Genomic DNA, 26230 nt, shown 5'->3' on the forward strand with positions numbered 1-26230 from the left:
CGGATGGCCCTGGACGGTGCTAGGAACGACCGGCGGCTCCACGTCGCTCAGCTCGTCCGGAGAGGAGACGGTCCGTGGCCTACGACGCCGAACTCGCCGACCGCGTCCGCAGGGCTGTCCCGGGGGAGAGGACCGTTCGCGAGGTGCGGATGTTCGGTGGCCTCGCGTTCATGGTCGACGGCGAGATGATCGCCTGCGTCTCGGCCGGTGGGGGAGCCCTGCTCGTGCGGGTGTCGCGCAGCCGAGATGCCGAGTACCTCTCGGTGACCGGGGCCCGCCGGGCGGAGATGGGCACGGGCCGCTCCATGGGCGAGGGCTGGATCGCCGTCGACGAGGCAGCGCTCATGGACGACGGGGACCTGCAGTTCTGGATGCACGCCGTCCTGGAGCACAACGCCGAGCGGACAGCCGAGAAGGCGGCGAGGAGCTGATCGTCATGGGTGTTCCTGTCGGGGCTCCGGTCTAGCGTCCCCGCTGTCGCACCAGCCGCTGACCGCAGGAGACCGCCATGAGCACGCTCCCGGACCGACCGAACACCGCGCTCGTCGTCATCGACGTGCAGCAGGGCGTGGTGGCCGAGGCGCCCCGCCGCGACGAGGTCGTGGGCCACATCAACGAGCTGGTCGAGCAGGCCCGAGACGACGGGGTGCCGGTGGTCTGGGTGCAGCACTCCGACGAGGAGCTGGTGCGGGGGAGCGACGCCTGGCAGTACGTCCCCGAGCTGGTGCGAGCCGAGTCCGAGCCGCTGGTGCACAAGTCCTACGGCGACTCGTTCGAGGGCACCGACCTCGCGGACGTGCTGGCTGACCTCGCCGTGGGCCGCGTGGTCGTGGCCGGTGCCGAGTCCGATGCCTGCATCCGGTCGACCATCCACGGTGCGTTCACCCGGGGCTACGACGTGACGCTGGTCGGCGACGCACACACCGCCGGCGACAAGAGCGCCTGGGGCGCACCGCCGGCCGAGCAGGTCATCGCGCACACGAACCTCTACTGGCAGTTCCAGTCCGCGCCCGGGCGCACGGCCGCCGTGGTCGACACGAAGGACGTGACGTTCACCGGCTGACCAGCGACGCCAGCACCGTGGCCGGTGGGGGAGTCAGATCACGGCACGACCACTGGCGAGTCGCTGCCCCACACGCGCACGGCATGGTGCACGTCGTCTCCGGTCGTGACGTACAGCCGGGTCGGCGCACCCGGGAGCTCCGCGGCCGGGTAGCTCACCGAGGCACCACCGCCGGCGCCGGCACACGGGACGGTGAACTGCATCTGCCAGACGGACCGGTCGTCACCGATCCCGATCGTCAGGGACTGCCCCGCGTGCTCCTCGCCGCAGTCGCCCCCGACGTGCAGCGCCGGGTGATCGCCGCCGGTGGGCAGGTCGAAGACGTGCGAGCCGGTGTGCTCCTGCTCCAGCAGGACGGTGGCGCCGGCGTCGTCGGGCGGTGCCACGTACGGGGCCCCGGTGTAGACAGCACCCGGAGTGGAGGGCCCTGGAGCGGCTTCGGAGAACCAGGAGCACGCTGACGTGCCGAGCAGCAGGATGCTGGTGACCAGCAACGCCGCCTGCTGTCGTCGCATCGTCGCTCCTGTTCATCGACTGACGCGTCACCTTACGCACGCAGGCGGCTCCTCGGCATGAGGTACCGAGGTCGTCATCGCGGGGAGCGCCACATCGGTCGATCACCCCACTACTTGACATAATGTCGATTATCGGCGGACGGGATGAGGCTGCTCAGAGCCCCTTCCGGCCCGCGATGACCCGTCCGGTCGGCGGCGTGCACGTCGAGTGGCACGTGGTCACTGCGTCCGGCCCGACCACTCGGCGCGCTGTGCCCGGCACGCGCGTCCCGTGCGTCGAGTCGACGAATGCTGCTCCCGATGACCGGCGCCGGTCGCCTCGGTTGTCTCGGCCGTCTCAGCCGACGATCTTGGTGGCCCGTCGTGCTGGTCGATCAGCACGGGCGGCCACCACTCGCCGCAGGTCAGGGTCGCCCGCAGTCCTCCAGTGACCACCTGGTCCGACTCCCCGTGGTGTCGCTGCGCCGACCCAAAAACGTCACATTGACGAAAAGGCACCTCTGCGCGGGGCTCGGACACCCGCGGTCGCCGGCTCGCGAACTCGCCGTCGTGCGCGACTGACGCCAGGCCGGCGCCATCACCGACGGGTGCCTGCCGGAGTGGGCCGAGGTGAGCTCTGGCCGTGACGCGGGTCGCCGACCAGCGGACCGATCCCCCGAGGTCCACCGTCTCGAGGTGAGATACGTCACAGTGACGCATCTCGGGCCAGCACCTGGTGTGGGCCGCCCGGTGGCTCAGCCGGCGGTCTTGCCGCTCAGCCAGAGCCGGTCGAGCCGGCCGGTCGACCGGACCAGGTCGGCCAGGGACCGCTCGAGCTCGGCCTTGGTGGGCTTCTCGGTGAGCAGCGTCTGGACGTCCTCGATCGCACAGCGCAGTTGGTACAGCCGGTCCTGCAGACCGTCCAGCTCCGCCCGGGTCACCAGGACGACGTCCGCGGACAGACCCGCCTTGGCCGTCGCCGCGCGCTGTTCGTACGCCCGCTGCCGGCAGGCCTGGCCACAGTAGAGCCGAGGCCGGCCCACCGACTCCTGCGCCGGGAGGACGTTGCGGCACCAACCGCACCGTCGCTCCTCACCCTCGGCCCGCCGTGACCGAGGGACCGGAGGGGCCTCGACGCCCTGCTCTACCGCCACGGCACGGACGGTAGACGCCCGGTCCGGCCGCCCGCCGCGGACACGCCCGAGCCGGTCCGCGAGAGCGGCTGCCCCGTGACCAGGACCTCCTCGGACGGGCCGGGGCGCAGCGCACTAGCGTGGGGGGGTGCCGGGCTCGCGTTACGCCTTCCTCGATGGGCCGACCCCGGTGGCGATGGCCCACCGGGGTGGGGCGATCGAGCACCTGGAGAACACCCAGCCGGCCTTCGAGGCGTGTGTGGCGCTGGGTTACCGGTACCTCGAGACCGACGTCCGGGTCACCTACGACGGCGAGCTGGTGGTCTTCCACGACCCGACGCTGGACCGGGTCACCGACCAGACCGGACGGGTCGACACCATGCACTGGCGGGACGTCCGCACGGCGCTGATCGGCGGCCGCGAGCCGATCATGCGACTGGAGGACCTGCTGGGTGCCTGGCCCGACGTCCGGTTCAACCTGGACATCAAGGCCGCCGGCGTGCTGGCGCCCCTGGTGCGTTCCATCCGCCGGCTGAACGTCGAGGACCGGATCTGCCTCGGCTCGTTCTCCGACGCCCGGATCGCCGCGGCGCGGCGCCTCTTCGGCCCCGCCGTCTGCACCTCCCTGGGGCCCAAGGGCGTCGCCGCGCTCCGGCTCTCCTCCTACTCGCCGCGCGCTGCGGGGCTGGTGCGGATCCAGGCCGGCTGCGCGCAGGTGCCGCTCGCCCTGGGGGGCCGCCCGCTGGTCGACGAGCGGTTCATCGCCGCGGCGCACGCCCGCAGCCTGCAGGTGCACGTGTGGACCGTCGACAGCGAGGCGGAGGCCGCCGAGATGCTCGACCTGGGCGTCGACGGCGTGATGACCGACCGGCCGGCGATGCTCCGTGACCTGCTGGTGTCCCGGGGGCAGTGGACGGGCGCGTGAGGACGCGCGCCCCGCGGCTCCCCTGGCCGGCGCAGAACGGCACGGGCGGCCATCCGGGCCGGTGCTGGACCGCCGTCCCCGGGACTGGCACCCTGCGCCGGTGAGCGCCGCCCCGCAGGTCGACCCCGCACCGCCGCCGCCCGATCGGGCGCTGCGCCGGGAGCGCGCCGGTTGGTACTCCTACGACTGGGCGATGTCGGTCTTCAACACCTCGGTGACGACCGTCTTCCTCGCCCCGTACCTGACGTCGATCGCCGAGGCGGCCGCGGACGCCGACGGCCGGATCCACCCGCTGGGCATCAGCGTCCCGACCGGCAGCTGGTTCGGGTACGTGCTGTCGCTGTCGGTCGTGCTCCAGGTGCTGGTGCTGCCGATCACCGGGGCCATCGCCGACCGCAGCGGCGCCAAGCGGCAGCTGCTGGCCACCTTCGCCGGTCTCGGCTCGCTGTGCACCATGTCGCTCTTCTTCGTCGCCGGCGAGCGCTACCTCCTGGGCGCGGTGCTGTTCATCGCGGCGAACCTCTCCTTCGGTGCGGCGACCGTCGTCTACTACTCCTGGCTGCCCGACCTGGCCGGCCCGGACGAGCGGGACGCCGTGTCCAGCCGCGGCTGGGCCTGCGGCTACCTGGGCGGGGCGCTGTTGCTGGCCGCCAACCTGGCGCTGTTCTCCCAGTACGAGTCGCTCGGTCTGACCGAGGGCGAGGCGGTGCGGATCTGCCTGGCCTCGGCCGGCTTCTGGTGGGCCGGGTTCACCGTGGTCAGCGTCTCGCTGCTGCGCAACCGGCGGCCACGGGAGTCCGCGGTGGTGGTCGGGCCCGGGCAGGGGGCGCTCGCCGGGGGGTTCCGTCAGCTCGCCGCGACGCTGCGCGACCTGCGCCGGTACCGGCTGACCCTGTGGTTCCTCGGGGCCTACCTGCTGTTCAACGACGGCGTGCAGACGATCATCGGGGTGTCGGCGCAGTACGGCGCCGAGGAGCTGGACCTGGACCAGTCGACGCTGATCTCGGCCATCCTGCTGGTGCAGGTGGTCGCCTTCTTCGGTGCGATCGCGATGGGCCGGATCGCCATGGCGATCGGCGCCAAGCGGACGGTGCTGGGCAGCCTCGTGCTGTGGGTCGGGGTCCTGGTGGCCGCCTACTTCGTGCAGTCGGGCGCCGTCGTCCAGTTCTACCTGCTGGCCGTCTGCATCGGCTTCGTGCTGGGCGGCACCCAGGCGCTGTCCCGGTCGCTGTTCAGCCAGCTGATCCCGCCGGGCAAGGAGGCCGAGTACTTCGGCTTCTACGAGATCAGCGACCGTGGGACGAGCTGGCTCGGCCCGTTCCTGTTCGCCCTGACCTACCAGCTCACCGACTCCTACCGGTACGCGATCTTCAGCCTCGTCTTCTTCTTCGTCGCCGGCGGCTTCCTGCTGGCCAAGCTGGACATGCGCCGTGCGATCGTGGAAGCCGGCAACACACCCCCGGAGCGTCTGTGACCCCCACTCCCCCCGCCGGCCAGCTCGACGCCCTCGACGCCTCGCTGGGCGTCGTCCCGGCCGCCGGTGACCGCCGCCGGCACCCGGCCCCGGCCCACCTGGTCTTCTTCCACGGCCCGATGGACTGCGGGAAGTCCACCCTCGCCCTCCAGGTCGACCACAACCAGAGCCGGCAGGGCCGGCACGGGTTGCTGCTGACCCAGGGCGACCGGTCCGGCACCCCGCAGATCAGCTCCCGGGTCGGGCTGCAGCGGGCGGCGGTCGAGCTGGACGCCGACACCGACGTCCGGCTGCTGGTGCGCGACCGGTGGGCCGCCGGGCACCGGGTCGACTACCTGATCGTCGACGAGGCGCAGTTCCTCACCGGGGAGCAGGCCGAGCAGCTGGCCGAGCTGGTCGACGAGTCGCACGTCGACGTCTACGCGTTCGGGCTGACCACCGACTTCCGCACCCGGCTGTTCCCCGGCACCCAGCGGCTGTTCGAGCTGGCCGACGACGTGCAGCGGGTGCAGGTCGAGGTGCTCTGCTGGTGCGGCCTGCCCGGTCTGCTCAACGCCCGGGTCGTCGGCGACGCCGTGGTGCGCGAGGGGGCCACCGTGGTGGTCGCCGACACCGCGCCGGCGCTGCAGCCGGAGGCCACGCCGGCCGCCGGAGAGGCCGCCGTCCGGTACCAGGTGCTCTGCCGGCGGCACTTCTCCCGTGGTCAGCTGGGGCCGACACCGACCGGGCCGGGGCAGCTGGCCCTGCGCTGAACGGGCCGCCGGGCTCACCCGTCAGGGTGGTTGAGCGCTGATACATCACCCCGTGCGATGATGTGTTGCTGACGACGTGGAATCCATTTCCTTCATCTGTCGTTGACGTCTACGACACCCCGCACCGGATGCGTGAGCATGCGGATGCCCGGGCAGTCCAGATCTGACCGACATCAGCACGAGAGGACGGTGTGCCATGGGCGAGCGTTCGCTACGCGGGAGCCGACTGGGCAGCGTGAGCTATGAGACCGAGCGCAACACCGCGCCCATCGAGCGGCAGTACGCCGAGTACCGGTGTGCCCAGGGGCACCTCGTCACGGTGCCCTTCGCCGATGACGCCGAACTCCCCGACACCTGGGAGTGCAAGTACGACGGTTCGGCCGCCAAGCTGGTCGGGGGCGCGGAGCCGGCCCCCAAGAAGGTCAAGCCCCCGCGCACGCACTGGGACATGCTCCTGGAGCGTCGTTCGGTCGACGACCTCGAGGAGGTCCTCGCCGAGCGCCTCGAGGTGCTCCGCGGTCGCCGCACCCGCGCATCCTGAGCTGCTCTCCCAGCTGAGACGTCTCAGCTGAACGTGAACGGCCCCGGTGGGACCTCCCACCGGGGCCGTTCCGTGTCCGGGGAGCGCCCCGGACCAGCTGGTCAGGGGTCCGTGCGCTCCGCGGCGACCTCGCCCTCGATCACCGGGTGCTCCCCGCGGGTGGCCGGGCCGGCCCGGAACGGCTGGTCGGGGCCGGTGACCGTCTCGGTGCGCGTCGATCGCACGTACACCGGTCCGCGCAGCGCGTCCGGGAGCCGCCGGAGCAGCCCGCGGGCGATCAGGGCGCGGGGCAGCGCGCGGGTGACCGGCAGCAGGCAGAGCAACCCGAGCAGGTCGCCCAGGAAGCCGGGCAGCACCATCAGCAGCCCACCCAGGGCGACCAGTCCGGCATCCCCCAGGGCGCGGCCCGGGGCCCGGTGCTCCTCGGCCCGCATCCGGAGCTCCCCGAGGGCCTTGGTGCCCTGACGGGCCAGCAGCGCCCAGCCCAGGACGGTGGTGGCCAGGGTGGCGAGGATCGTCCAGCCCAGCCCGATCCAGGAGACGACCAGGACGTAGACGACGACCTCGGCCAGCGCGCCCAGCCCGATCGCCATCCGGAGGCCCGACGACCTGCGTCGTGGGGCGGTGTGGCTGGTGGCCATGTGTTCTCCCTTCGCCCGCGGGGCGGTGGGTCCTCCCTACCGGAGGACCCTGGGCCGCCGCCCGTCCCGGGCTCGTCCTGGTACGGGACGGGTCACCCGGCCCGGCAGCCGATCGGCCAGCCGGTCCAGGATGCCCCACCAGCTCACCCGTACCAGTGCTTCTCCAACGATCGACGCGCTCATCTTGCTCCGCCCGGCCGTCCGTTCGCTGAAGGCGATCGGCACCTCGACCACCCGGGCACCGGATCGGACCGCCCGCCAGGCCCAGTCGACCTGGAAGCAGTAGCCCTGGCTGGCGACCGAGTCGAAGGGCAGTCGGGTGACCAGCTCCATCCGCGCCGCCCGGAACCCGCCGGTGGCGTCGGCCAACGGAAGCCGCAGCGCCCAGCGGGTGTAGAGGTTGCCCAGCCGCGACAGCGCCAGCCGGTGCGGCGGCCAGTCGAGCACCTCTCCCCCGGGCACGTACCGGGAGCCCAGCACCAGGTCGGCGTCGGCGAGGGCGGCCAGCAGTGCCGGGAGGCGTTCGGGCGGGTGCGAGCCGTCGGCGTCCATCTCGACCACCACGCCGTAGCCGTGCTGCGCGGCCCACCGGAAACCGGCGACGTAGGCCGGCCCCAGCCCGGCCTTGGCGGCGCGGTGCAGCACGTGCACGCGCTCATCGGCCGCCGCCCGGGCATCGGCGAGCTCGCCGGTGCCGTCGGGTGAGGCGTCGTCGACGACGAGGGCGTGCGCCGTCGGCACCGCCGCGTGCAGCCGGTCCAGCACCCCCACCAGGTTCCCGACCTCTTCGTAGGTCGGGATGACGACCAGGACCGGCCCGGGGACCTCCGGGCCGGTCACCGGCCGACCGCCCGTCGCCGGGCCAACGCCGGGACCCCTGCGGCCAGGACGGCGCCCACGCCCAGCGCCGTCAGCACCCACTCCGGTCCCGCGCCCAGCCGTTCGGCGACGGTCGAGGAGTCCCGCTGGGCGATCTCCTCGACGAAGGTGTCGGCGGTGAACAGCTCGGAGCGCTGCACCAGGGAGCCGTCCGGGGCGACGACGGCGCTGATCCCGCTGGTCGCCGCGACCACCACGGTGCGGCCGTACTCGACGGCCCGCAGCCGGCTCATCGCCAGCTGCTGCGCGCTCTCGTCGGTGTACCCGAACGTCGCGTTGTTGGTCTGCACCACGATCATCCCGGCGCCGGCATCGACCACGTCGGCGACGAGGCCGTCGTAGGCGACCTCGAAGCAGATGACGTCGCCGACGCGCGCCCCGCCGACGTCCAGGACGCCGACCTCGGTGCCGTGGACGAAGTCGGTGACCCGGTCGACCAGCGGGCTGAAGAAGCGGAAGAAGGCCCGGGCCGGCACGTACTCCGCCAGCGGCACGGGGTGCCGCTTGACGTAGGTGTCACCGGGGCCGGTCACCGGGTCCCAGACGATGGCGGTGTTCGAGACGAACTCGCCCGGGCCCTGCACCACGGCGCCGACCAGGATCGGCGCGTCGATCGAGACGGCCGCGCGGGTGATCACCCGGGCCGCGTCGGCGTTGGTGTACGGGTCGATGTCGGAGCTGTTCTCCGGCCAGATGACCAGGTCCGGCTGCGCGGCGTCACCACGCGCGACGGCCGCAGCCAGCTCGATCGTCTGGTCGGCGTGGTTGTCCAGCACGGCCCGCCGCTGGGCGTTGAAGTCCAGCCCGGCCCGCGGCACGTTGCCCTGGATGACCGCCACCGTGCGGGTGGGGCCACCCGCGGTCAGCGACGCCCCGGCCAGCGGCAGCTCCGCCAGCAGGCCCACCAGGGGGACGGCGAGCGCACCCACGAGCGCCAGGGCGGCCGCACGCCGTCCGCCCCGCCGCCGCCGAGCCCGGTGCAGGCCGACGACGGCGGCGGCCAGCAGGGTGCCGGTCAGCGCGACGGCGAAGCTCACCAGGGGCACGCCGCCGTAGGCGGCCAGCGACGTGAACGGCCCGTCGGCCTGGCTGAACCCCAGCCGGCCCCACGGGAACCCGCCCAGCGGCCAGCGGCCGCGCAGCGCCTCGGCGCCCACCCAGAGCGCGGCGGACCACAGCGGCCAGCCGGGCAGCCGGGAGGTCACGGCCAGGGCCCCGCCGAGGACCGCGAAGTAGAGCGCCTCGACCACGGCCAGGGCCAGCCAGGGGAAGGAACCCACGTAGATCCCGGTCCAGGACAGCAGGGGCAGCAGGAAGACCAGGCCCAGCACCAGCCCCAGCCACACCCCGCCGCGGACCCGCTGACCGCGGACGGCGAGCGCGAGAGCCGCCGGACCCAGCACGGCGAGCGCCCACAGGTCGTGCCCGGGGAAGGCGAGGTACAGCGCCAGGCCCCCGGCTGCCGCCAGGGCGGTGCGCCAGGGCCAGCGGCGGCGCGGGGCCGCGGGCTCTGCCCGGGTGCTCGGGGTGGCTGACTCCACCGTGCCGGTCGCCACCACTGCCGGCACCGCCGCCCTCCGCGCTGGCCCGGGTCGCTGCCCGGGACACCCTGGGCCCGGCGTGCCGCTCGGACCCGGTCGTGGCGCTGATGCCGTGACCGGCTCCCAGCATCCCACTCCCGGCCTGGCGACCGCCGCAGCTGCACCGGACCGGCGTCCGCACCGGGGCACCCCGCGCCTTCGGGCCGGGACGGCGGCCGCTGGCTGCGGTCGCCGTTCCGTTGTCTGGTGACGCGGGGCCCCGCCGGAGCGGACGTCGGGAGCGGGACGTGCACCCTCGGGTCCGCGGTCCCCCCTCGGCCTGGCGGCGTGCGCAGGCAGCGACGCGAGGTGCGTCACCGGACTGCGTCACCGAGGGACGAGCGCGCGACTGTGCCGAGGGGGAAGCACACCCCGGTCTCCCGGGATGGGGCGACCCCGACCCTAGGCACCGATCGGACGCCGGGGAACCCCTCGGGACGAGTGGTTCGGAGCGTCACCGGAGCGGAACACCGGGTGGCGTGCCGATGACAGGACGGAGACCCGCCGGCGTCAGCCCGGGGAGTCGAGGGCGGGGACGACGAGCGTCGCCACCGCCTCGACCACCCGCAGCGGTGGGTCGAGCACCTGGGCGGCGGACGCGCCGCGGGTGGGGTCGGCGCGGGCCACGACGTCGGCCCAGCACCGCAGCTCACGGCTGCGGCGGCCGACCCGGACCACCTCGCAGGAGGCCTCCAGCACGTCGCCGGCCTGCACCGGCGCCAGGAAGGAGACAGCCGAGTACCCGGCGAGCAGCCCCTCGTCGCCGTCGGTGCGGATCGCCACCTCGGTCGCGACGTCGCCGAACAGGCCGAGGGTGTACGCCCCGTCGACGAGCGCGCCGCCGTAGTGGGCGTGCGCGTGGGGCACGTAGCGGCGGTGGGTGACGGTCAGCCCCAGGCGCGGGTCGGTCGGGCGCGGGTCGCTCATGCGGGCTCCTCCTCGGGGACGAGTGCGTGCACCAGGTAGCTGGCGACCTCGCCGGGCGTCGTCCCCCGGCCGAAGACCTTGTCCACCCCGAGGTCGGCGGCCATCGCCGGGTCGAAGCGGGGACCGCCGACCACCAGCAGCGGCCGGGACTCCCCCATCGCCTCGCGGAATGCGGCGGCCAGCTCGCGGGTGTTGCGCAGGTGGGCGTCCTTCTGGGTCACCACCTGGGAGACCAGGACGGCGTCGGCGTTGCGGGCGCGGGCGGCGTGCACCAGCTCCGGGACGCTGACCTGGGCGCCGAGGTTGGCCACCTGCAGCTCCCGGTAGTACTCCAGGCCCTTCTCCCCCGCGAACCCCTTGAGGTTGAGGATCGCGTCGATGCCCACGGTGTGCGCGTCGGTGCCGATGCAGGCCCCCAGGACGACGAGGCTGCGCCGGAGCCGGGTCTTCACCGCCGCGTTGACCTCACCCGGTGACAACAACGGGTAGGCCCGCTCCTCGACCTGCACGGCGTCCAGGTCCACCAGGTGCCGCACGCTGCCGTAGACCACGAAGAAGGTGAACGCCGCGCTGTCGCCCGCCGCCCCGCCCCCACTCCCGATCCCGGTGCTGTGCACCACCATCGCCGGCTCGATGCCCATCTTCTGCGCCAGCTGCAGCGCCGCGCCCTCGGCCTTGGGCCCGGGCGGGACGGGCAGCGTGAACGACGTCTGCACCATCCCGTCACCGGTGGTGTCCCCGTACGGCCGCACCACGCTCCCGCCCCCGGCCCCACCAAAATGGCCATCTTGGCGGTCGTCGTCAGGCACGGGCCACCTCCCGGGTGAGCAGTTCGGTGGCGGGGTCATAGTGGCCGGTCGCCTTGACGACGACGCCGTCCAGGCCCTTGCCGCCGTCCGGGGCCCGCTTGGTGATGCCGAAGGTGCCGTCGGCGACCGCCTGGATCAGCCCCTGCGGGTGGGCCGCGATCCGCTCCAGCAGGTCGACCGCCTCGGTCAGCACGGTGTGCGCCCGGCGGTCGATGAACCCACCGGGTGGGGGCGCGAAGTCCTCGTGCAGGTTCCCGGCGGCCTCGAGCACGTAGCGGACGTTGCGCAGCGCCAGGTCGCGGTCGGACAGCCACGGGGTGACCACCGCCTCGGTCATCATCCCGACCAGCAGGATCCCCTGGCCGGTGAGCGCCCCGGCCAGGTTGAAGAAGCCGTCGAGGAGGTAGCCGCGGAACACGTCGCCGGTCATGTGCTTGGTCGGCGGCATCCACTTCAGCGGCGCGTCCGGGAAGAGCCCGCGGGCCAGCAGCGCGTGCGCCAGCTCCAGCCGGAACGACTCGGGGACGGCCGGGTCGATCTCGAAGGCGTGTCCCAGGCCCAGCTGCCAGTCCGCCAGCCCGGCCTCGTGCGCCAGCCGCTCGTTGAGCAGCTGGCTGACGGTGACGGTGTGCGCCTCGTCGACGGCGTCGGCGGTGGTGAGGTAGTTGTCCTCGCCGGTGTTGATGATGATCCCGGCGCGGGCGTGCACCATCCGGCTGAACCGCTGGTCGACGAAGGTCCGGATCGGGTTGATGTCGCGGAAGAGGATCCCGTACATCGCGTCGTTGAGCATCATGTCCAGCCGCTCCAGCCCGGCCAGGACGGCGATCTCGGGCATGCACAAGCCGGACGCGTAGTTGGTCAGCCGCACGTAGCGACCGAGCTCGGCGCTGACGTCGTCCAGCGCGGCCCGCATCAGCCGGAAGTTCTCCTGGGTGGCGTACGTGCCGGCGTAACCGGTGCGGGTGGCGCCCTCGGGCACGTAGTCCAGCAGCGACTGCCCGGTGGAACGGATGACGGCGATGACGTCGGCGCCGGCGCGGGCGGCGGCCTGGGCCTGCGGGATGTCTTCGTGGATGTCGCCGGTGGCCACGATCAGGTAGATCCACGGACGGCGGGGCGGGTCGCCGTGCGTGGCGACCAGTTCGTCCCGGCGGGCCCGGTTCGCGTCGATCCGGGCGATCCCGGCACCGACGGCGGTGCGGGCGGCCTCCCGGGCCCGGTCGGCGGCGGCCCCTTCGGGCACGGTGAACCGGGCGGTGCCGGCGCCGACCTGCTCGGCGAGCTCGGCCAGCGTGCCGCCGGAGCCCAGCGCGTGCCAGACCGGCAGCGCCACCCCGTGCTCCAGGCCCACCTGGTCGCGGACGGCGTCCACCACCCGGTTGACCCAGGGCACCTCACCGTCGCCGAGGACCGGGTCGGTGCCGGTCAGCCCGGCCAGCCGCAGCTGGGCCCGCTCCACCGAGATCGTGGTGTGCGTGGCGGCCAGGTCCACGACCGGTGCCGCCGCCCGGGCGGCGAGCTCCCGTGCCCGCGCCACCAGCGCCTGGTCCAGCTGCAGCCTGCTCATCCCCGAGCTCCTCCCAGGTCGGCTCCGGTACAGGGGCCGGGCGCACGGCGCCTGACCGCCGAGTCGCCCGCAGCGGCGGTCAGCACGGTCGGCCGGCGACGATGAGCTGACGGCAGGCGGGGCGCGCGCGGCCGGCCAGGACGGCGGAGAGCGTCAGCTCGGTCGCCCACAGCGCCAGGTCCGCCGGTGCGCCCACGGCCAGCGGCCCGTCCGGGTGCTCGGCGCGGGCGGCCACCCAGCCGCCGTGGGTGGCGGCGTCGAAGGCGTCGAAGGGGCGCATGCCCGAGCCGGGGGTGGTGTGGTCGATGGCGGCGTGCACGCCGCCCCACGGGTCCAGCGGGGTGACCGGGGCATCGCTGCCGATGGCCACCGTCACGTCGGCGTCGACGAGGTCGGCCAGCGGGTTGCAGCCGGCGGCCCGCTCGACGCCCAGCCGCTCGGCGTACATGCCGCTCGGCCCGCCCCAGGCGGCGTCGAAGGCGGGCTGGACGCTGGCGACCATCCCCCACCGGCGCAGCTGGGCGATCGCGGCGTCGCTGACCATCTCCACGTGCTCCAGCCGGTGCCGGCAGGCCCGGACGGCGTCGCGGCCCAGCTCGTCGACGACGATGCCGACCGCGGCCAGCACCTGGTCGACGGCGGCGTCCCCGATGCAGTGGAACCCGGCCTGCAGACCTGCCGCGGTGCAGGCGCGCACGTGCTCGACGAGGGCCGCGGTGTCGAAGCGCAGCGCGCCGGTGGTCTCCGGCCGGTCGGCGTAGGGGGTGCTCAGCGCCGCGGTGTGCGAGCCGAACGCACCGTCGCAGAACAGGTCACCGCCGGCGCCGGCCAGCCGCAGCTCCCGGACGACGTCCAGCCCGCCGCGCTCGGAGAGCTCGCCCCAGTAGCCGACCACCCGCGGCCCGGGCGCCTCGGCGGCCAGCGCCAGCAGGCCGGCGAGGTCCTCGGCGCTGGACACCTCCGGCCCGGCCATCTCGTGCACGCTGCCGACGCCCAGTGCGGCCGCGGCCGCGAGGGTGGCCCGCTGGGCGCTGCGCCGCTGGCCCGGCGGCACCGACCCGTAGGCGGCCTGCCGGGCGGCGTGGTGGGCGTCGAGCCGGAGCCGGCCGTCGGGGCTGTACCCGGGCAGCGCGGTGATCCCGGGCACCCGGTCCAGCAGGGCGGTGGAGACGGTGGCCGAGTGCACGTCGACGCGGGCCAGGTAGGCCGGCCGCTCCCCCACCACCGCGTCCAGGTCGTGCCGGGTGAGCCCGCGGCCCTCGGGCCAGCCGGTCTCGTCCCAGCCGGTCCCGAGCACCGTGCCGGTGGGGGCGGCGGTGGTCTGGGCGGTGACGCCGGTCAGCGCGGACCGCAGGCTGTCGGCGCCGTGCAGGTCCAGCCCGGTCAGCGCCAGCCCGGTGGCGGTGGCGTGCACGTGGGCGTCGACGAACGCGGGGGTCAGCAGCGCTCCCCCGCCGTCCAGCACCCGGCCGGCCGTGGGTGCGTCGGCCGCGGCGCCCAGCCAGGCGATCCGCCCGGCGACGACGTGCACGGCCCGCCCGGGCCGGTCCCCGACCGTCACGTCCCGGATGAGCAGGTCGCTCATGAGGCGCGGACCCGTGGCTCGATCAGGGACCGCACCCCCGGCGAGCGCCGGTAGAGGTCCATCGCCAGGGCCGCATGCCCCGGCGTGTAGCCGTTGCCCACGAGCATCGTCACGTCCGCCGCCATCCCCTCAGCTCCCAGGGCCGCCGCCGAGAAGGACGTGGCCATGGAGAAGAAGACCACGGTGCCGCCGTCGGCCGTCGCGAGGACCGCTCCGTGCTCCGCGCCGGGGGTGTCCACGCAGACGACCGTGACGTCGACCGGCGCTCCGACCGCGGCCGCGACGGCGAGCGGGTCGGTGGCGTCGGCCACCACCACCTCGTCGGCCAGCCGGGCCGCCCGCAGCGAACTGGCCTCCCCCTCGTCCCGGACCACGCCGACCAGCCGGCCCGCGCGGGCGTCCCTGGCGGCGGCCAGGCTCAGGCAGCCGGACTTGCCGGCCGCCCCCAGGACGGCGACCGAGGGCCGGTGGCCCGACCGGTGCACGACCCGCTCGGTGGCCGCCGGGGCGCCACAGACGTCCAGCACCGCCAGCGCCACCTCCTGGGGCAGGTCGTCGGGCAGGACGGCGGCGATCGAGCGGGCGAACAGCACCGCCGTCCCGGCCGCGGGCACCTGCTCGCTGCGGCCGTCCCACCGCGCCAGCCCGTCGGTGATCCGCAGCGGGGTGAGCGTGAGGGAGACCAGGGTGGCCACCTGCTGGCCGGGCTCCAGGCCGAGCGGGGAGTCGTCGCCCACCTCGTCGACGACGCCGATGAGCATCCCGCCCGAGCCGGTGACCGGGTTGTGCATCTTGCCCCGGCTCCCGACGATCCCGAGCACGGCGGCACGCACCCGGTCGCCGTCCCCGCCGTGCTCCTCGGCCAGCTGCCGGTAGGAGGCGGCGTCGAGGTTGAGCCGGTGCACGGCGATGCGGACCTCGTCCGGGCCGATCCGGGGGTCCGCGTCCAGCCGGGCGGCCGCCTGGGGCAGCACGCCGACCGGTTCGAGCACCCGGTGCACGCCGAGGCTGCGGTGCAGCGCGTTCATCGCCACCGTCGTCCCTTCGTCGTCCCCGGCTCGATGCCGGAGAACCTATCGTCAATCAGCCCATTCACCGAACTTCTTCCCGTAGGGTCGTGGTGTCGATGTTGGAGACACCGCGCGGACAGGAGTTCCGGTGCTGGAGCAGCCCTACGAGTACACCGCCCGCGAGCTCGTCGAGCCCGACTGGCGTCGCCTGCCCGGCTTCGCCGGGGTCACCGAGGTGGACTGGCGGAGCGCCCAGTGGCAGCGCGCGCACTGCGTGAAGAACCTGCGCCAGCTGCGCGGGGTCTACGGCGACCTGCTGGACGAGTCGTTCTACGCCGACGTCGAGGCCGACCAGGCCGGCCGGGCCACGATGTCGCTGCTGCTGCCGCCGCAGATGCTGAACACGATGGTCCCCGGCCGCGTCCCCGACGCCGCCGCCATGCTCGCCGACCCGGTGCGTCGCTACATGCTCCCCGTCGCCTCCGACCGGCTGCCCGGCGACGAGGCCAGTCACCCGCACGCGGCCAGGGACTCCCTGCACGAGCACGAGATGTGGGCGGTCGAGGGCCTCACCCACCGCTACCCCACCAAGGTGCTGGCCGAGCTGCTGTCCACCTGCCCGCAGTACTGCGGGCACTGCACCCGGATGGACCTGGTCGGCAACTCCACCCCGGCGGTGGACAAGCTGCGCTTCGACCTCAAGCCGGTCGACCGGCAGGGCGAGATGCTGGCCTACCTCCGGCGCACCCCCGGGGTGCGGGACGTCGTCGTCTCCGGCGGGGACGTGGCCAACCTGCCCTTCAAGAACCTCGCCGCCTTCGTCGAGGGGCTGCTGGAGATCGACTCGATCCGGGACGTCCGGCTCGCGTCCAAGGCGCTGATGGGCCTCCCCCAGCACTGGCTGCAGCCCGAGGTCGTCGACGGGACGGGCCGGCTGGCCGCCACCGCCCGGGAACGGGGCGTCTCGCTGGCGGTGCACACCCACGTCAACGCCGCCCAGTCGGTGACCCCGCTGGTCGCCGAGGCGACCCGGGCGCTGCTGGCGGCCGGCGTGCGCGACGTGCGCAACCAGGGCGTGCTGCTGGCCGGGGTGAACGACACCGCCGGGCAGCTGCTGGACCTCTGCTTCGCGCTGCTCGACGGCGCCTCGATCACGCCCTACTACTTCTACATGTGCGACATGATCCCCAGTGCCGAGCACTGGCGGGTCCCGCTGGCCACCGCGCAGACCCTGCAGCACGACGTCATGGGCTACCTGCCCGGGTTCGCGACGCCGCGGATCGTCTGCGACGTGCCCTACGTCGGCAAGCGCTGGGTGCACCAGGTCGCCGAGTACGACCGGGAGCGCGGCATCTCGTACTGGACGAAGAACTACCGCACCGGCATCGAGCGCACCGACGCCGACGCCCTCGACCGCCGCTACGCCTACTACGACCCGATCGCCAGCCTGCCCGCCGAGGGCCGCGCCTGGTGGGCCGCCCACCGCGACCGCCAGCTGGCCCCCGTCGGCTGACGGCGGACCCCGCTGAGGCGTTTCCCTCGCGGCGGACGGCGGTAGGCACGGTCGGGTGGAACTGCTGTGCACCGACCGGCTCCGGCTGCGGGCCTGGACGACGGGCGACGCCGACCTGGCCCGCCTCGCCGACCTGTACAGCCGGGACGAGGTGACCTGCTGGCTGGGTGGGGCACCGACGGTGCCGCCTGCCGAGCTGGTCGAGCGCTGGCGGCTGGTGCACGAGCTGGACCCGGCGCACGGGTGCTGGGCCATCGAGCCCCGGGGCGGGGGCCCGCCGGCGGGCACGGTGCTGCTCAAGCCGCTCCCCCAGGGGGTCGGTGAGGTGGAGGTCGGCTGGCACCTGCACCCGGACAGCTGGCGGCGCGGCTACGCCACCGAGGCGGCGCGGGCGGTCGTCGACCGGGCGTTCGACGACGGGCTGCTGGAGGTCTACGCCGTCGTCCGGCCGGGCAACGAGGCCTCACTGCGGGTCTGCGAGAAGCTGGGGATGCAGCCGCTGGGCCGCACCACCCGCTGGTACGGCACCGAGCTGGAGGCCTTCCGGCTCGAGGCCCCGCCGGACTGAGCGGAGGGCGCCGTGGAGTGGTTCACCGACCCGGGCGCCTGGTGGGGCCGTTGGCTCTTCACTCGCGGCCTCGCGCTGGTCTACCTGATCGCGTTCGTCGCCGCACTGCGCCAGGGGCGGGCGCTGCTCGGCACCCACGGCCTGACCCCGGTCCCCCGGTACCTGGAGTGGGCCTCCTGGAGACGGGCGCCGAGCCTGTTCCACCTGCACTGGTCCGACCGGTTCTTCGCCGGCTGCTGCTGGACCGGCATCGTCTTGTCGCTCGCCGCTCTCGGCGGGCTGGCCGACCGCTTGCCCCTGGCGGGCTGGATGGCGCTGTGGGCGGTGCTCTGGACGCTCTACCTGTCGATCGTGAACGTCGGTCAGATCTGGTACGGCTTCGGCTGGGAGTCACTGCTGCTGGAGGCCGGGTTCCTCGCCGTCTTCCTCGGTCCCGCGCACGTCGCCCCGCCCACGCTCGGCATGTGGCTGCTGCGCTGGCTGCTCTTCCGGCTGGAGTTCGGAGCCGGACTGATCAAGATGCGCGGCGACCGGTGCTGGCGCGACCTGACCTGCCTGTCCTGGCATCACGAGACCCAGCCGATGCCCAACCCGTTGAGCTGGTGGTTCCACCGGCTGAGCCCGCGGCTGCACCGGGTCGAGACGCTGGCCAACCACGTCACCCAGCTGGTCGTCGTCTTCGGCCTGCTCGCGCCGCAGCCGATCGCCGGGGTGGCGGCGCTGGTCATCGTGGTCACCCAGGGGTACCTGCTGATCAGCGGCAACTTCGCCTGGCTCAATGCGCTCACCCTGGTGCTGGCCCTGTCGCTGGTCGACGGGCGCTGGCTGGCCGCCGTCCTGCCGGTCGACCGTCCCGACCAGCTCTCCGCCCCCACCTGGTTCGTCGCGGTGGTGCTCGGGCTGGCGGTGCTGGTCGCCGCCCTCAGCGTGGCGCCGGTGCGCAACCTGCTGTCGCCCGCGCAGCGGATGAACACCAGCTTCGACCCGCTCCGGCTGGTGAACAGCTACGGCGCCTTCGGCTCGGTGACCAAGGTGCGCCGGGAGCTGGTCGTGGAGGCCACCGACCACGCCGGGCCCGACGCGGTGTGGCGGGAGTACGAGTTCCGCGGCAAGCCCGGCGACGTCCACCGCCGTCCGCCCCAGTGGGCGCCCTACCACCTGCGCCTGGACTGGCTTATGTGGTTCGTGGCCCTCTCCCCCGCCTACGGCCGGGCCTGGCTGCTGCCGTTCCTGGGCAAGCTGCTGGCCGCTGACCCGGCCACGCTGCGGCTGTTGCGGTCGGCGCCCTTCGGCACGGACCGCCCGGCTGCGGTGCGGGTGCTGGTCTACCGCTACCGGTTCACCACCCGCCGGGAACGGCGGGAGACCGGCGCGTGGTGGCACCGCAGCTACGAGCGCGAGATGGTCGCCCCGCTCACCGCGGACGACGTCCGGGCGCGGGTGCGCTGAGGGTCAGCGGCGGGCGCGGGCCAGCAGCCGCTTGGCGCGGGCCAGCGGGTGCGGGCCCTTGACCTTGGTCCGGTTGCCGGCGGCGTAGTCGGCGTCGTTGACGGCGGCGATCTCCGGGGTCGGCGCGGTGCCACCCAGGTGGGCCGGCTGCCACCAGCGGTCGTCGTCCCCGGCCGGCTGGTCCGGGTAGGTGCGCTGCGCCTCGTCCAGCAGCTCCACCATCGCCGCCTTGATCCGGCGCAGCAGGGCCTGCGGCTTCTCCCCCGGCTCCGGGAACAGCGGCTCGCCGATGATCACCGTCACCGGCACGTCGCGGCGCAGCACGAACTTGTGTGCCTTCGTGGCGACGCGATGCCCACCCCACACCGCGGCAGGGAGCACGGGCACCCCGGCCTCGACCGCCATCCGAGCCGCGCCCGCCTTGACGTCCTTGACGGTGAACGACGTGCTGATCGTCGCCTCGGGGAAGATCCCGACGACGTTGCCGTCCTTCAGCGAGAGGACGGCGGCGTCGAACGCCGAGGCCCCGGCCTTGCGGTCGACCGGGATGTGGTGCATCGCGCGCATGAACGGCCCGGCGAACCAGTGCCCGAAGATGGCGGCCTTCGCCATGAACCGCACCAGCCGGTGCTGCGGCAGCGCCGCGAGCCCGAGGTAGGTGAAGTCGAAGTAGGAGACGTGGTTGCTGCAGATGATCGCCCCACCGGTGGCCGGCACGTGCTCCTGCCCGCGGAGGTCGAAGCGGAAGCGGAACAGCCGGAAGACGACGAGGACGATCCGGATCACCGACCGGTACGGGCGGTCCCGGGGGTCCGGCTTCGGCCCGAACAGGTCCCGGCGGGCGACGTCGCCCCAGCTGGCCGTGTACATGAGCGGACCCTAACCAACGCCGGTTCGAGAGCGGCGCTCCGGCCTCAGTCGCCGTGGGTGGCGGCGACCGCGGCCCGGACGACGGCAGCAGGGTCACCGGTCTCGCCGAAGACCGCCCGTTGCAGCGTCGCCCCGGTGCCGCGGCGCAGGACGGCGCCGACGCCCTCCTCCACCCGCTCGGCGTCCCCGCTGTCGCGCAGGGCCGCGCCGACGTGGTCGACCAGGGCGGCCACCACCTCGGCCGCCGGGGCGGGGTGGCCGGTCCGCGGGTCGACCAGGTCCCCGGTCAGCCCGGAGCGGCCGGCCCGCCAGCCGGCGACGCGGAGCACCTCGGTCCGCATCTCCGGGGCGGCGACGCCGGCCCGCCACTCCCGGGCCGCGGTCTCCACCAGACCGCGCACCAGCCCGGCCAGCAGGACGGCGTCCTCCACCCGCAGGGCCACGTCGGACACCCGGACCTCCACGGTCGGCCAGGTGGCCGAGAGGCGGGCGTCGAAGTAGACCATCCCCTCGTCGAGCACCGTGTCGGTGGCGACCAGGTCGGCGATCAGCTGGTGATACCGCGCCGGGGTGCCGAACACCGCGTTCGGGCCGGCGGAGGGCCACCGGTTCCAGACCTGGGAACGGAAGCTGGCGTAGCCGGTCTCACGCCCGGACCAGAACGGCGAGTTGGTGGTCAGCGCGGTCAGCACCGGCAGCCACACCCGGATCCGGTCGAGGACGGCGACCCCTTCCTCGTCACCGTCCACGGAGACGTGCACGTGGCAGCCGCAGGTGAGCACCTCCGCAGCGGTCAGGCCGAACACCTCGACCATCTGCGCGTACCGCTCCCCCGGCGTCGTCTCCGGCTCCACCGCCACCGGCGAGCTGGCCAGGGCCGCGACCCGGGCGCCCACCGTCACAGCGGCGGCATCGGCACGGGAGCGCCAGTGCCGCAGCTCCGCGACCACCTCGTCGAGCCCCCGGCAGACCCGGGTGCCCAGCTCGATCTGCTGCTCCTTCAACTCGGGCACCAGCCGCGGACCACCCGAGGCACCGCTGGCGTCGGGCGCCTCGTCCGACTGCTCGGCCCGGTCGTGCTCCTGGACCGTCTCCCCCTCACCGCGGCGGGCGGCCACCTCGAGGGCCTCCGGAGCCAGGGGCACGGGCGTGCCCGCCGGGTCCACGACGAGCAGCTCTTCCTCGACTCCCACGGTGCGCACCGCCCCATGGTCACCGGGACCGGGGGGACCCTGCTGGCTGGGTGGGGCGGATTGCAGTCCAGATCACCGTGGTCGCTGATGCGCACCCGGAGGGTGCGCCTTGTGTCCATGGCAGGTGACGACGACGATGAATCGCGACATTGTTGGTGATAACGGTAGTATCTCGCCATGTCAGGTGCATGGCAGCCACCGCTGCCGGAGATGCCGGCTCCACCCCCGGCCCGCGCCTGGGCCCGGTTGCCCGGGCCGCCCGGGTACGAGCCGCAGTGGCGGCGGCTGGTCGAGGCGGCTCTGGAGCTCGGACTGGGGCCCGAGGCCCTGGCCGAGACCGGGCTCGAGCCGTTGGCCGCGGCCCGCGAGTGGAAGCCGGCCACCATCGCCCTGTACAGCAAGGTCGCCCGCTACGGCGGGATCGGGGTCCCCCGGGCCACCACGCCCGAGCCCGACCCGGTCACGCTCGACCTGCGGGAGCTGACCCGGGTGCGAAGCGAGGCGCCGGAACACCTGCGTTCGGTCGCCTGGTGTGCGCTCGCCCTGGGCTGGCCCGGGACGGTGGGACAGTTCCGGGCGTTGCGCCGCGACCAGGTGCACGCCACGACCCGCCGCCTCGAGGTGTCCACCGAGGACGGTGAGTGGTCAGTGCCCGGTGCGCTGATCGCCTGGCACGCCTGGGAGGCCGTCCGCAGCCGGTTCCCCGGCCTGGCCGCGAGCCCCTGGGTGCTGCCGGCCCTGCGGCGGGGGCCGGGCCCGAGCTCGCACGTCGGTGGACAGCTCTCCACCCAGGCCCTGCAGGTGACGTTCGCCAAGCACGCCGTCCGTACCGCCACGGCCATGCGCGCCACGGCCCCGGCGAGCCGCCGCGAGCAGGTCGAGGAGCTGGCAGCCGACTACCTCACGCTCTCCTACGACTCCTACCGTCGGCTGGCGCTGGCCGGCGGGGCGCCGCCGGTGGGCCCCCGCGGGGCGGTGCGGGCACTCCGTGTCGTGGGCCGTCGCGCTCGACTGGCCGGCTGAGCACCCACCCGCCTCAGCACAACGAGAGCTGCTCGGGGGGCTCCTCGACCGCCGTCGGCGCCGGCCGACGGGTGGGCAGGCTGCCGGCGGGGAAACCCGCCGACTCGTCCCCGGGCAGCCCGAGGCCGCTGCCGGTGTCGACGCCCCGTGCCGCTCCCCCGCTCTGCCGGTCCAGGCCGTACCGCGCGAGCACCGGGGCCACCCGGCCGGCCAGCCATGTGCGGTACTCGGCCGGCACGTAGGCGCCGCGGCCGTAGAGCTGGCGGTACCGGCCGACCAGCCCGGGGTGCTCCCGGGACAGCCAGGCGGTGAACCACTCCCGGGCTCCCGGGCGCAGGTGCAGCGGCAGCACGGTCACCCCGGTGGCCCCGGCCTCGGCGATGGCGCCGATCGCCGCCGTCAGGTGCTCCATCCGGTCGGTGAGGCCGGGCAGCACCGGGGCCAGGAAGACCCCGCAGGGCAGCCCGGCGTCGGTGATCGCCCGCACGAGGTCCAGCCGCGCCCGGGGTGAGGGTGCGCCGGGCTCCAGGGCGGCGTGCAGGTCGTCGTCCCAGATCGCCATCGACACGCCCATCCCCACCGGGACGTCGCGCGATGCGGCAGCGAGCCGGGGGACGTCCCGGCGGGCCAGCGTGCCCTTGGTCAGCACCGAGAACGGCGTGCCCGACCGGGCCAGCGCGTCGATGATCCCGGGCATCAGCCGGTAGCGGCCCTCGGCCCGCTGGTACGGGTCGGTGTTGGTGCCCAGCGCGACGTGTTCCCGCTGCCAGGACGGCCGCGCGAGCTCACGCCGCAGCACGTCGACGACGTTGGTCTTGACCACGATCTGCTGGTCGAAGTCGGCGCCGCTGTCCAGCTCCAGCCACTCGTGCGTCCCTCGGGCGAAGCAGTTGTGGCTCACGACGCCGTTCGCGATGAAGTCCCCCGTGCCGGTGGTGATGTCGTACATCGGCATCTCCAGACCGAGGTCTTCGACCTCGGTCACCCGTAGATCAGCCGTGCTCTTGATGGCCGTGCCCTGCACCTGGCACTTCCGCCGGATGGCCGGGTCGACGAGGTGGATGAAGCGCAGGTGCTCCTTCAGCCCCCCGCGCAGGCGGACCGTCCGTACCCGGTTCGCCAGGCGCCTGTCCTCCAGGACGCTGTCGAAGCCCAATGCGGTGAAGGCGGCACTCGTCCGTTCGAGCATCTCGTCATCGGCGTTGGTGATCCTGAGGACGTGCTGGCTCCGGCTGCCCTCGGCGTCGAAGACGCCAGCCAGGAAACCCCGGTGCCAGGCACCTGACGGCTGTTCCGGCCAGGCGATGAGCTCGAAGATCCGGGACACGGAGGCGGCTGACGACGTCCTGATGGCGCTCATCGCGCGGCGCTCGGGGGTGACAGCGGAGAACTCGAACCAATCGGTCGAGATGCCCGCTTGCGTGAGGTACGCCTGTGATCGCCGGAGGCCGTTCAGGTCGGCCAACGCGAGTCGGAAACGGTGCACGTCACCATGGAGCCGCCCGGCTCGTTGGTAGCGGTACACCTTGAGGTGCGCGTCTCCGCGAACCATGCCGGTCAGGTATCCCCGCCGGTAGTCCTCGCAGACGTCGACCGTCAGAGCTGACCGGCCGAAGCCGAGCAGTTCGTCGTTGGTCGTCAGGTGCGGGCGCTGACCCGCTCCGCGGCTCGCGTCGGTGACGTGCTTCCAGCCACGCCCGGTCAGGAACCGATGGTCACCGCTCGCGACGATCCTCGTGCCATCGGCGAGGGTCACCCGGTGGGCGGGCTTGACCGTCGACCAGTGCGCCAGCACCTCCGTCTCGACGTACCGGCGGTAGCGGTCTCTCTTCTCCGTCCCGATGATCCGGTCCCCCACCACCAGGTCGGCGATGCCCTGCTGGGAGCCATCCGCCATCAGCACCTGGGTGTCGCCCGACAGGCAGTACACGCACGCATGCGAGCAGCCCCGGTAGGGGTTGATCGTGTGGCCGAATGGCATCGCCGAGCCCTTGGGCACCGCGTTCAGCGCGCTCTTGGCCCGCACCTCGTGGAAGGTCAGACCCGGGAACTCCGGCACCTGCACGCTGCGCAGCAGGCCGCGGACGTCGGGCAGCCCGGGCAGGGTGGTCGGTTCGTCGAAGTCCAGTCGCTGGGCGTCCCACCGCATGCCGCCCATCCGAACACATGTTCGACCGGCTTTCGAGTCACCTCAGGTCAGTACGGTCCGAGGCTCCCGGACGGTGCGGCGGCGTCCCCTTGCTTGAGCTCGACGAAGACGGTGTGCGTCGGCGTCGTACCGATGTTCTCCCCGGCGTGCTCCTGCGCCGAGAGCCATCGGGCGGCGCCGGCGGGGAGCTCCACGTCGACCTCCCGACCGCCGGTGGACAGCCGCCGCCGGAACGAGCTCAGCGTGACCATCACGCTGTCCGGGTGCCGGTGCGGCGTGGTGCGGTGGCCCGGCGCGTCCTCGTACTCGAGCACCCGGACGCGGGCGTTCTCGAAGACCACGCGGTAGCTGTCGCCGTTGCTGCTGATCGGGTCGAGGTCCATGGGCAAACGCAGCGCCGGCCGACGTCGGCCGGTCGGGTCTCGTGTGCGCCCGGTCAGACCGGCGGGCGGTCCTCGTAGAAGGTGGAGAGGACGACGGTGGTCCGGGTGGTCACGTTGGCCGCCGACCGGATCTCGTGCAGCAGCGCCTCGAGCGCATCGGGCGAGGCCACCCGCACCTTGAGGATGTAGCTCTCCACCCCGGCCACCGAGTGGCAGGCCTCGATGGCCGACAGGTGCGCCAGTCGGGTCGGTGCGTCGTCGGGCTGGGCGGCCTCGATCGGGGTGATGGAGACGAACGCGGTCAGCGGCAGCCCGAGCCCCTTGGCGTCCAGCTGCGCCGCGTAGCCGGTGATCAGCCCGCGCTGTTCCAGCCGGCGGACCCGCTGGTGCACCGCGGACACCGACAGCCCGACCCGCTCGGCCAGGTCGGTGAAGCTGGCCCGCCCGTCGCGGGCCAGCGCGCTCAGCAGCTCGCGGTCGACGTCCTGGGCCGCCGTCGGCCCGCCCGGCTCAGCCGGGGAGTTCGACGAGCTCACGGGGACCGTTGTTGAGGTTGCGGACCCCGTCGTCGGTGCAGACGACGATGTCCTCGATCCGGGCGCCGTAGCGGCCGGGCAGGTAGATGCCGGGCTCGACCGAGAAGGCCATCCCCGGCTCCAGCGGCAGGTCGTTGCCGGCGACGACGTAGGGCGCCTCGTGGGTGTCCAGCCCGATGCCGTGCCCGGTGCGGTGGATGAAGTGCTCACCGAAGCCGGCCTTGGTGATGACGTCGCGGGCCACGGCGTCGACCTGGGCGCAGGTGACACCAGGGCGCACCGCGGCGACGGCCGCCGCCTGCGCCCGCTGCAGGACGGTGAACCACTCGACCAGACCGCGGGCGGCGTACCCGCCGACCAGGTAGGTGCGGGTGCAGTCGGAGCGGTACCCGGTCGCGGTCTCCCCGCCGATGTCCACGACGACCACGTCGCCGGCCTCGATCACCCGGTCGGAGACCTCGTGGTGCGGGCTGGCCCCGTTGGGGCCCGAGCCGATGATGGTGAAGTCGACGCCGACGTGGCCCTCGGCCAGGATCCCCGCGGCGACGTCGGCCCCGACCTCGGCCTCCGTCCGCCCGACCCGCAGCCACTCCCCCATCCGGGCGTGCACCCGGTCGATCGCCGCACCGGCGATGGCCAGCTCCTCGATCTCGGCCGGCGTCTTCACCATCCGCAGCCGGTCGATGACCGGGCTGGCCAGCTCCAGCGCGGAACCGGGCAGCGCCCGCTGGATGCCCAGCGCGTGTTCGGCCCAGGTACGCGAGCCGACGGCCACCCGGGCCGGCGCCTTGCCCAGCCGGGCGGTGACCGCCTCGGCCAGCCGGGCGAAGGAGTCGTCGGTCTCGTCCCAGGCCAGCACCTCCAGCCCCAGCGAACCGGCCGGGGAGGCGGCGATCATCGGCGCCTCCAGCCGCGGCACCACCAGCAGCGGCTCACCCCGGCGGGGCACGGCCAGGGCGGTCAGCCGCTCCATGGCGTGCGCGTCGTAGCCGCAGAGGTAGCGCAGGTCGGAGCCGGGCGTGACGACGACGACGTCGATGCCCAGCTCGTCGGCGACGGCGCGGGCGGCGTGCACCCGGTCGATGGACACCAGCGGGGAGGAGGGAGGAGGAGAGACGGCGACCACGTGCGCAGACTATCCACGGAGCACGACAGGTCCGTCC

Annotated in this window: 26 protein-coding genes; 10 read left to right on the top strand and 16 right to left on the bottom strand. The window is 73.8% G+C overall.

All coding sequences use genetic code 11. The features are described from left to right. Positions 1-74 precede the first annotated feature (74 nt). Both O2V61_RS16415 and O2V61_RS16420 read left to right on the top strand, forming a co-directional pair. Positions 75-431 (top strand): TfoX/Sxy family protein, encoded by a 357-nt coding sequence (locus tag O2V61_RS16415; protein ID WP_269184338.1) that lies wholly within the window; start codon positions 75-77, stop codon positions 429-431. 77 nt (positions 432-508) lie between these two features. Next, entirely contained in the window at positions 509-1063 is a 555-nt protein-coding gene (locus O2V61_RS16420) for an isochorismatase family protein (protein ID WP_269184339.1), read from the top strand. 38 nt (positions 1064-1101) lie between these two features. On the opposite strand, the gene O2V61_RS16425 is transcribed toward O2V61_RS16420, so the two are convergent. Next, positions 1102-1578, bottom strand: coding sequence for a hypothetical protein (locus O2V61_RS16425; RefSeq protein WP_269184340.1), 477 nt, complete (start codon positions 1576-1578; stop codon positions 1102-1104). A 734-nt stretch (positions 1579-2312) separates the two neighbouring features. Further along, entirely contained in the window at positions 2313-2600 is a 288-nt protein-coding gene (locus O2V61_RS16430; protein WP_269184341.1) for a hypothetical protein, read from the bottom strand. A 238-nt stretch (positions 2601-2838) separates the two neighbouring features. Between O2V61_RS16430 and O2V61_RS16435 the strand changes: the two genes are divergently transcribed. The 4 genes from O2V61_RS16435 to O2V61_RS16450 all read left to right on the top strand — a co-directional run bounded on the left by O2V61_RS16435 (position 2839) and on the right by O2V61_RS16450 (position 6382). Beyond that, on the top strand, positions 2839-3615 hold the full coding sequence (locus O2V61_RS16435; protein WP_269184342.1) for a glycerophosphodiester phosphodiesterase: 777 nt from the start codon (positions 2839-2841) through the stop codon (positions 3613-3615). 100 nt (positions 3616-3715) lie between these two features. After that, positions 3716-5089, top strand: a complete 1374-nt coding sequence (locus O2V61_RS16440) for an MFS transporter (protein ID WP_269184343.1) — start codon at positions 3716-3718, stop codon at positions 5087-5089. Continuing rightward, entirely contained in the window at positions 5086-5841 is a 756-nt protein-coding gene (locus O2V61_RS16445; protein ID WP_269184344.1) for a thymidine kinase, read from the top strand. Before O2V61_RS16440 ends, O2V61_RS16445 begins: the two co-directional genes overlap by 4 nt. Before the next feature lie 196 nt (positions 5842-6037). Then, a complete protein-coding gene (locus O2V61_RS16450) occupies positions 6038-6382 on the top strand; it encodes an RNA polymerase-binding protein RbpA (RefSeq protein ID WP_036332628.1) in 345 nt (114 codons plus the stop codon). A 101-nt stretch (positions 6383-6483) separates the two neighbouring features. Here O2V61_RS16450 and O2V61_RS16455 read toward each other — a convergent pair whose 3' ends face one another. The 8 genes from O2V61_RS16455 to O2V61_RS16490 all read right to left on the bottom strand — a co-directional run bounded on the left by O2V61_RS16455 (position 6484) and on the right by O2V61_RS16490 (position 15401). Continuing rightward, on the bottom strand, positions 6484-7023 hold the full coding sequence (locus tag O2V61_RS16455) for an FxsA family protein (protein WP_269184345.1): 540 nt from the start codon (positions 7021-7023) through the stop codon (positions 6484-6486). 36 nt (positions 7024-7059) lie between these two features. After that, positions 7060-7863, bottom strand: a complete 804-nt coding sequence (locus O2V61_RS16460; protein WP_269184346.1) for a polyprenol monophosphomannose synthase — start codon at positions 7861-7863, stop codon at positions 7060-7062. Continuing rightward, the gene (lnt, locus tag O2V61_RS16465; protein WP_269184347.1) at positions 7860-9470 is read right to left on the bottom strand and encodes an apolipoprotein N-acyltransferase; all 1611 of its coding nucleotides are present in this window, start codon (positions 9468-9470) and stop codon (positions 7860-7862) included. The genes O2V61_RS16460 and lnt overlap by 4 nt, the downstream gene beginning before the upstream one ends. A 522-nt stretch (positions 9471-9992) precedes the next feature. After that, positions 9993-10409: a hotdog fold domain-containing protein gene (locus tag O2V61_RS16470; protein WP_269184348.1), complete on the bottom strand. Its 417-nt coding sequence runs from the start codon at positions 10407-10409 to the stop codon at positions 9993-9995. Next, on the bottom strand, positions 10406-11218 hold the full coding sequence (locus O2V61_RS16475) for an OAM dimerization domain-containing protein (RefSeq protein ID WP_269184349.1): 813 nt from the start codon (positions 11216-11218) through the stop codon (positions 10406-10408). The genes O2V61_RS16470 and O2V61_RS16475 overlap by 4 nt, the downstream gene beginning before the upstream one ends. Continuing rightward, positions 11211-12788 carry a lysine 5,6-aminomutase subunit alpha gene (locus O2V61_RS16480; protein WP_269184350.1) on the bottom strand — a complete coding sequence of 526 codons (1578 nt, stop codon included), beginning with the start codon at positions 12786-12788 and terminating at the stop codon, positions 11211-11213. Before O2V61_RS16480 ends, O2V61_RS16475 begins: the two co-directional genes overlap by 8 nt. A gap of 79 nt (positions 12789-12867) precedes the next feature. Next, on the bottom strand, positions 12868-14373 hold the full coding sequence (locus O2V61_RS16485) for an amidohydrolase (RefSeq protein ID WP_269184351.1): 1506 nt from the start codon (positions 14371-14373) through the stop codon (positions 12868-12870). Further along, entirely contained in the window at positions 14370-15401 is a 1032-nt protein-coding gene (locus O2V61_RS16490) for an L-erythro-3,5-diaminohexanoate dehydrogenase (RefSeq protein WP_269184352.1), read from the bottom strand. The genes O2V61_RS16485 and O2V61_RS16490 overlap by 4 nt, the downstream gene beginning before the upstream one ends. A 130-nt stretch (positions 15402-15531) precedes the next feature. Between O2V61_RS16490 and O2V61_RS16495 the strand changes: the two genes are divergently transcribed. The 3 genes from O2V61_RS16495 to O2V61_RS16505 are packed head-to-tail and all read left to right on the top strand — an operon-like array spanning position 15532 to position 18913. Continuing rightward, the gene (locus O2V61_RS16495) at positions 15532-16896 is read left to right on the top strand and encodes a KamA family radical SAM protein (RefSeq protein ID WP_269184353.1); all 1365 of its coding nucleotides are present in this window, start codon (positions 15532-15534) and stop codon (positions 16894-16896) included. A gap of 55 nt (positions 16897-16951) precedes the next feature. Continuing rightward, positions 16952-17464, top strand: a complete 513-nt coding sequence (locus tag O2V61_RS16500) for a GNAT family N-acetyltransferase (protein ID WP_269184354.1) — start codon at positions 16952-16954, stop codon at positions 17462-17464. 12 nt (positions 17465-17476) lie between these two features. After that, on the top strand, positions 17477-18913 hold the full coding sequence (locus O2V61_RS16505; RefSeq protein WP_269184355.1) for a lipase maturation factor family protein: 1437 nt from the start codon (positions 17477-17479) through the stop codon (positions 18911-18913). 3 nt (positions 18914-18916) lie between these two features. Here O2V61_RS16505 and O2V61_RS16510 read toward each other — a convergent pair whose 3' ends face one another. Together O2V61_RS16510 and O2V61_RS16515 are read right to left on the bottom strand one after the other, a co-directional pair. Beyond that, positions 18917-19783 carry a lysophospholipid acyltransferase family protein gene (locus O2V61_RS16510; protein WP_269184356.1) on the bottom strand — a complete coding sequence of 289 codons (867 nt, stop codon included), beginning with the start codon at positions 19781-19783 and terminating at the stop codon, positions 18917-18919. A gap of 44 nt (positions 19784-19827) precedes the next feature. Next, positions 19828-20985 (bottom strand): glutamate--cysteine ligase, encoded by a 1158-nt coding sequence (locus O2V61_RS16515; protein ID WP_269184357.1) that lies wholly within the window; start codon positions 20983-20985, stop codon positions 19828-19830. A gap of 168 nt (positions 20986-21153) precedes the next feature. On the opposite strand from O2V61_RS16515, the gene O2V61_RS16520 reads away from it, so the two are divergent. Further along, positions 21154-21999 (top strand): hypothetical protein, encoded by an 846-nt coding sequence (locus O2V61_RS16520; protein WP_269184358.1) that lies wholly within the window; start codon positions 21154-21156, stop codon positions 21997-21999. Between the two features lie 13 nt (positions 22000-22012). Here O2V61_RS16520 and O2V61_RS16525 read toward each other — a convergent pair whose 3' ends face one another. Genes O2V61_RS16525 through O2V61_RS16540 form a run of 4 tightly spaced genes read right to left on the bottom strand, consistent with a single transcriptional unit; the run spans position 22013 to position 26193 of the window. Next, positions 22013-24157, bottom strand: coding sequence for an intein-containing Rv2578c family radical SAM protein (locus O2V61_RS16525; protein WP_269184359.1), 2145 nt, complete (start codon positions 24155-24157; stop codon positions 22013-22015). Between the two features lie 38 nt (positions 24158-24195). After that, positions 24196-24531: a cupin domain-containing protein gene (locus O2V61_RS16530; RefSeq protein WP_269184360.1), complete on the bottom strand. Its 336-nt coding sequence runs from the start codon at positions 24529-24531 to the stop codon at positions 24196-24198. A gap of 53 nt (positions 24532-24584) precedes the next feature. Then, on the bottom strand, positions 24585-25067 hold the full coding sequence (locus O2V61_RS16535; RefSeq protein WP_269184361.1) for an Lrp/AsnC family transcriptional regulator: 483 nt from the start codon (positions 25065-25067) through the stop codon (positions 24585-24587). Further along, positions 25042-26193 carry a M24 family metallopeptidase gene (locus O2V61_RS16540; protein ID WP_269184362.1) on the bottom strand — a complete coding sequence of 384 codons (1152 nt, stop codon included), beginning with the start codon at positions 26191-26193 and terminating at the stop codon, positions 25042-25044. The genes O2V61_RS16535 and O2V61_RS16540 overlap by 26 nt, the downstream gene beginning before the upstream one ends. Between the last annotated feature and the right edge of the window lie 37 nt (positions 26194-26230).

The sequence above is a fragment of the Modestobacter sp. VKM Ac-2985 genome (genome assembly GCF_026967925.1).
Lineage (GTDB): Bacteria > Actinomycetota > Actinomycetes > Mycobacteriales > Geodermatophilaceae > Modestobacter.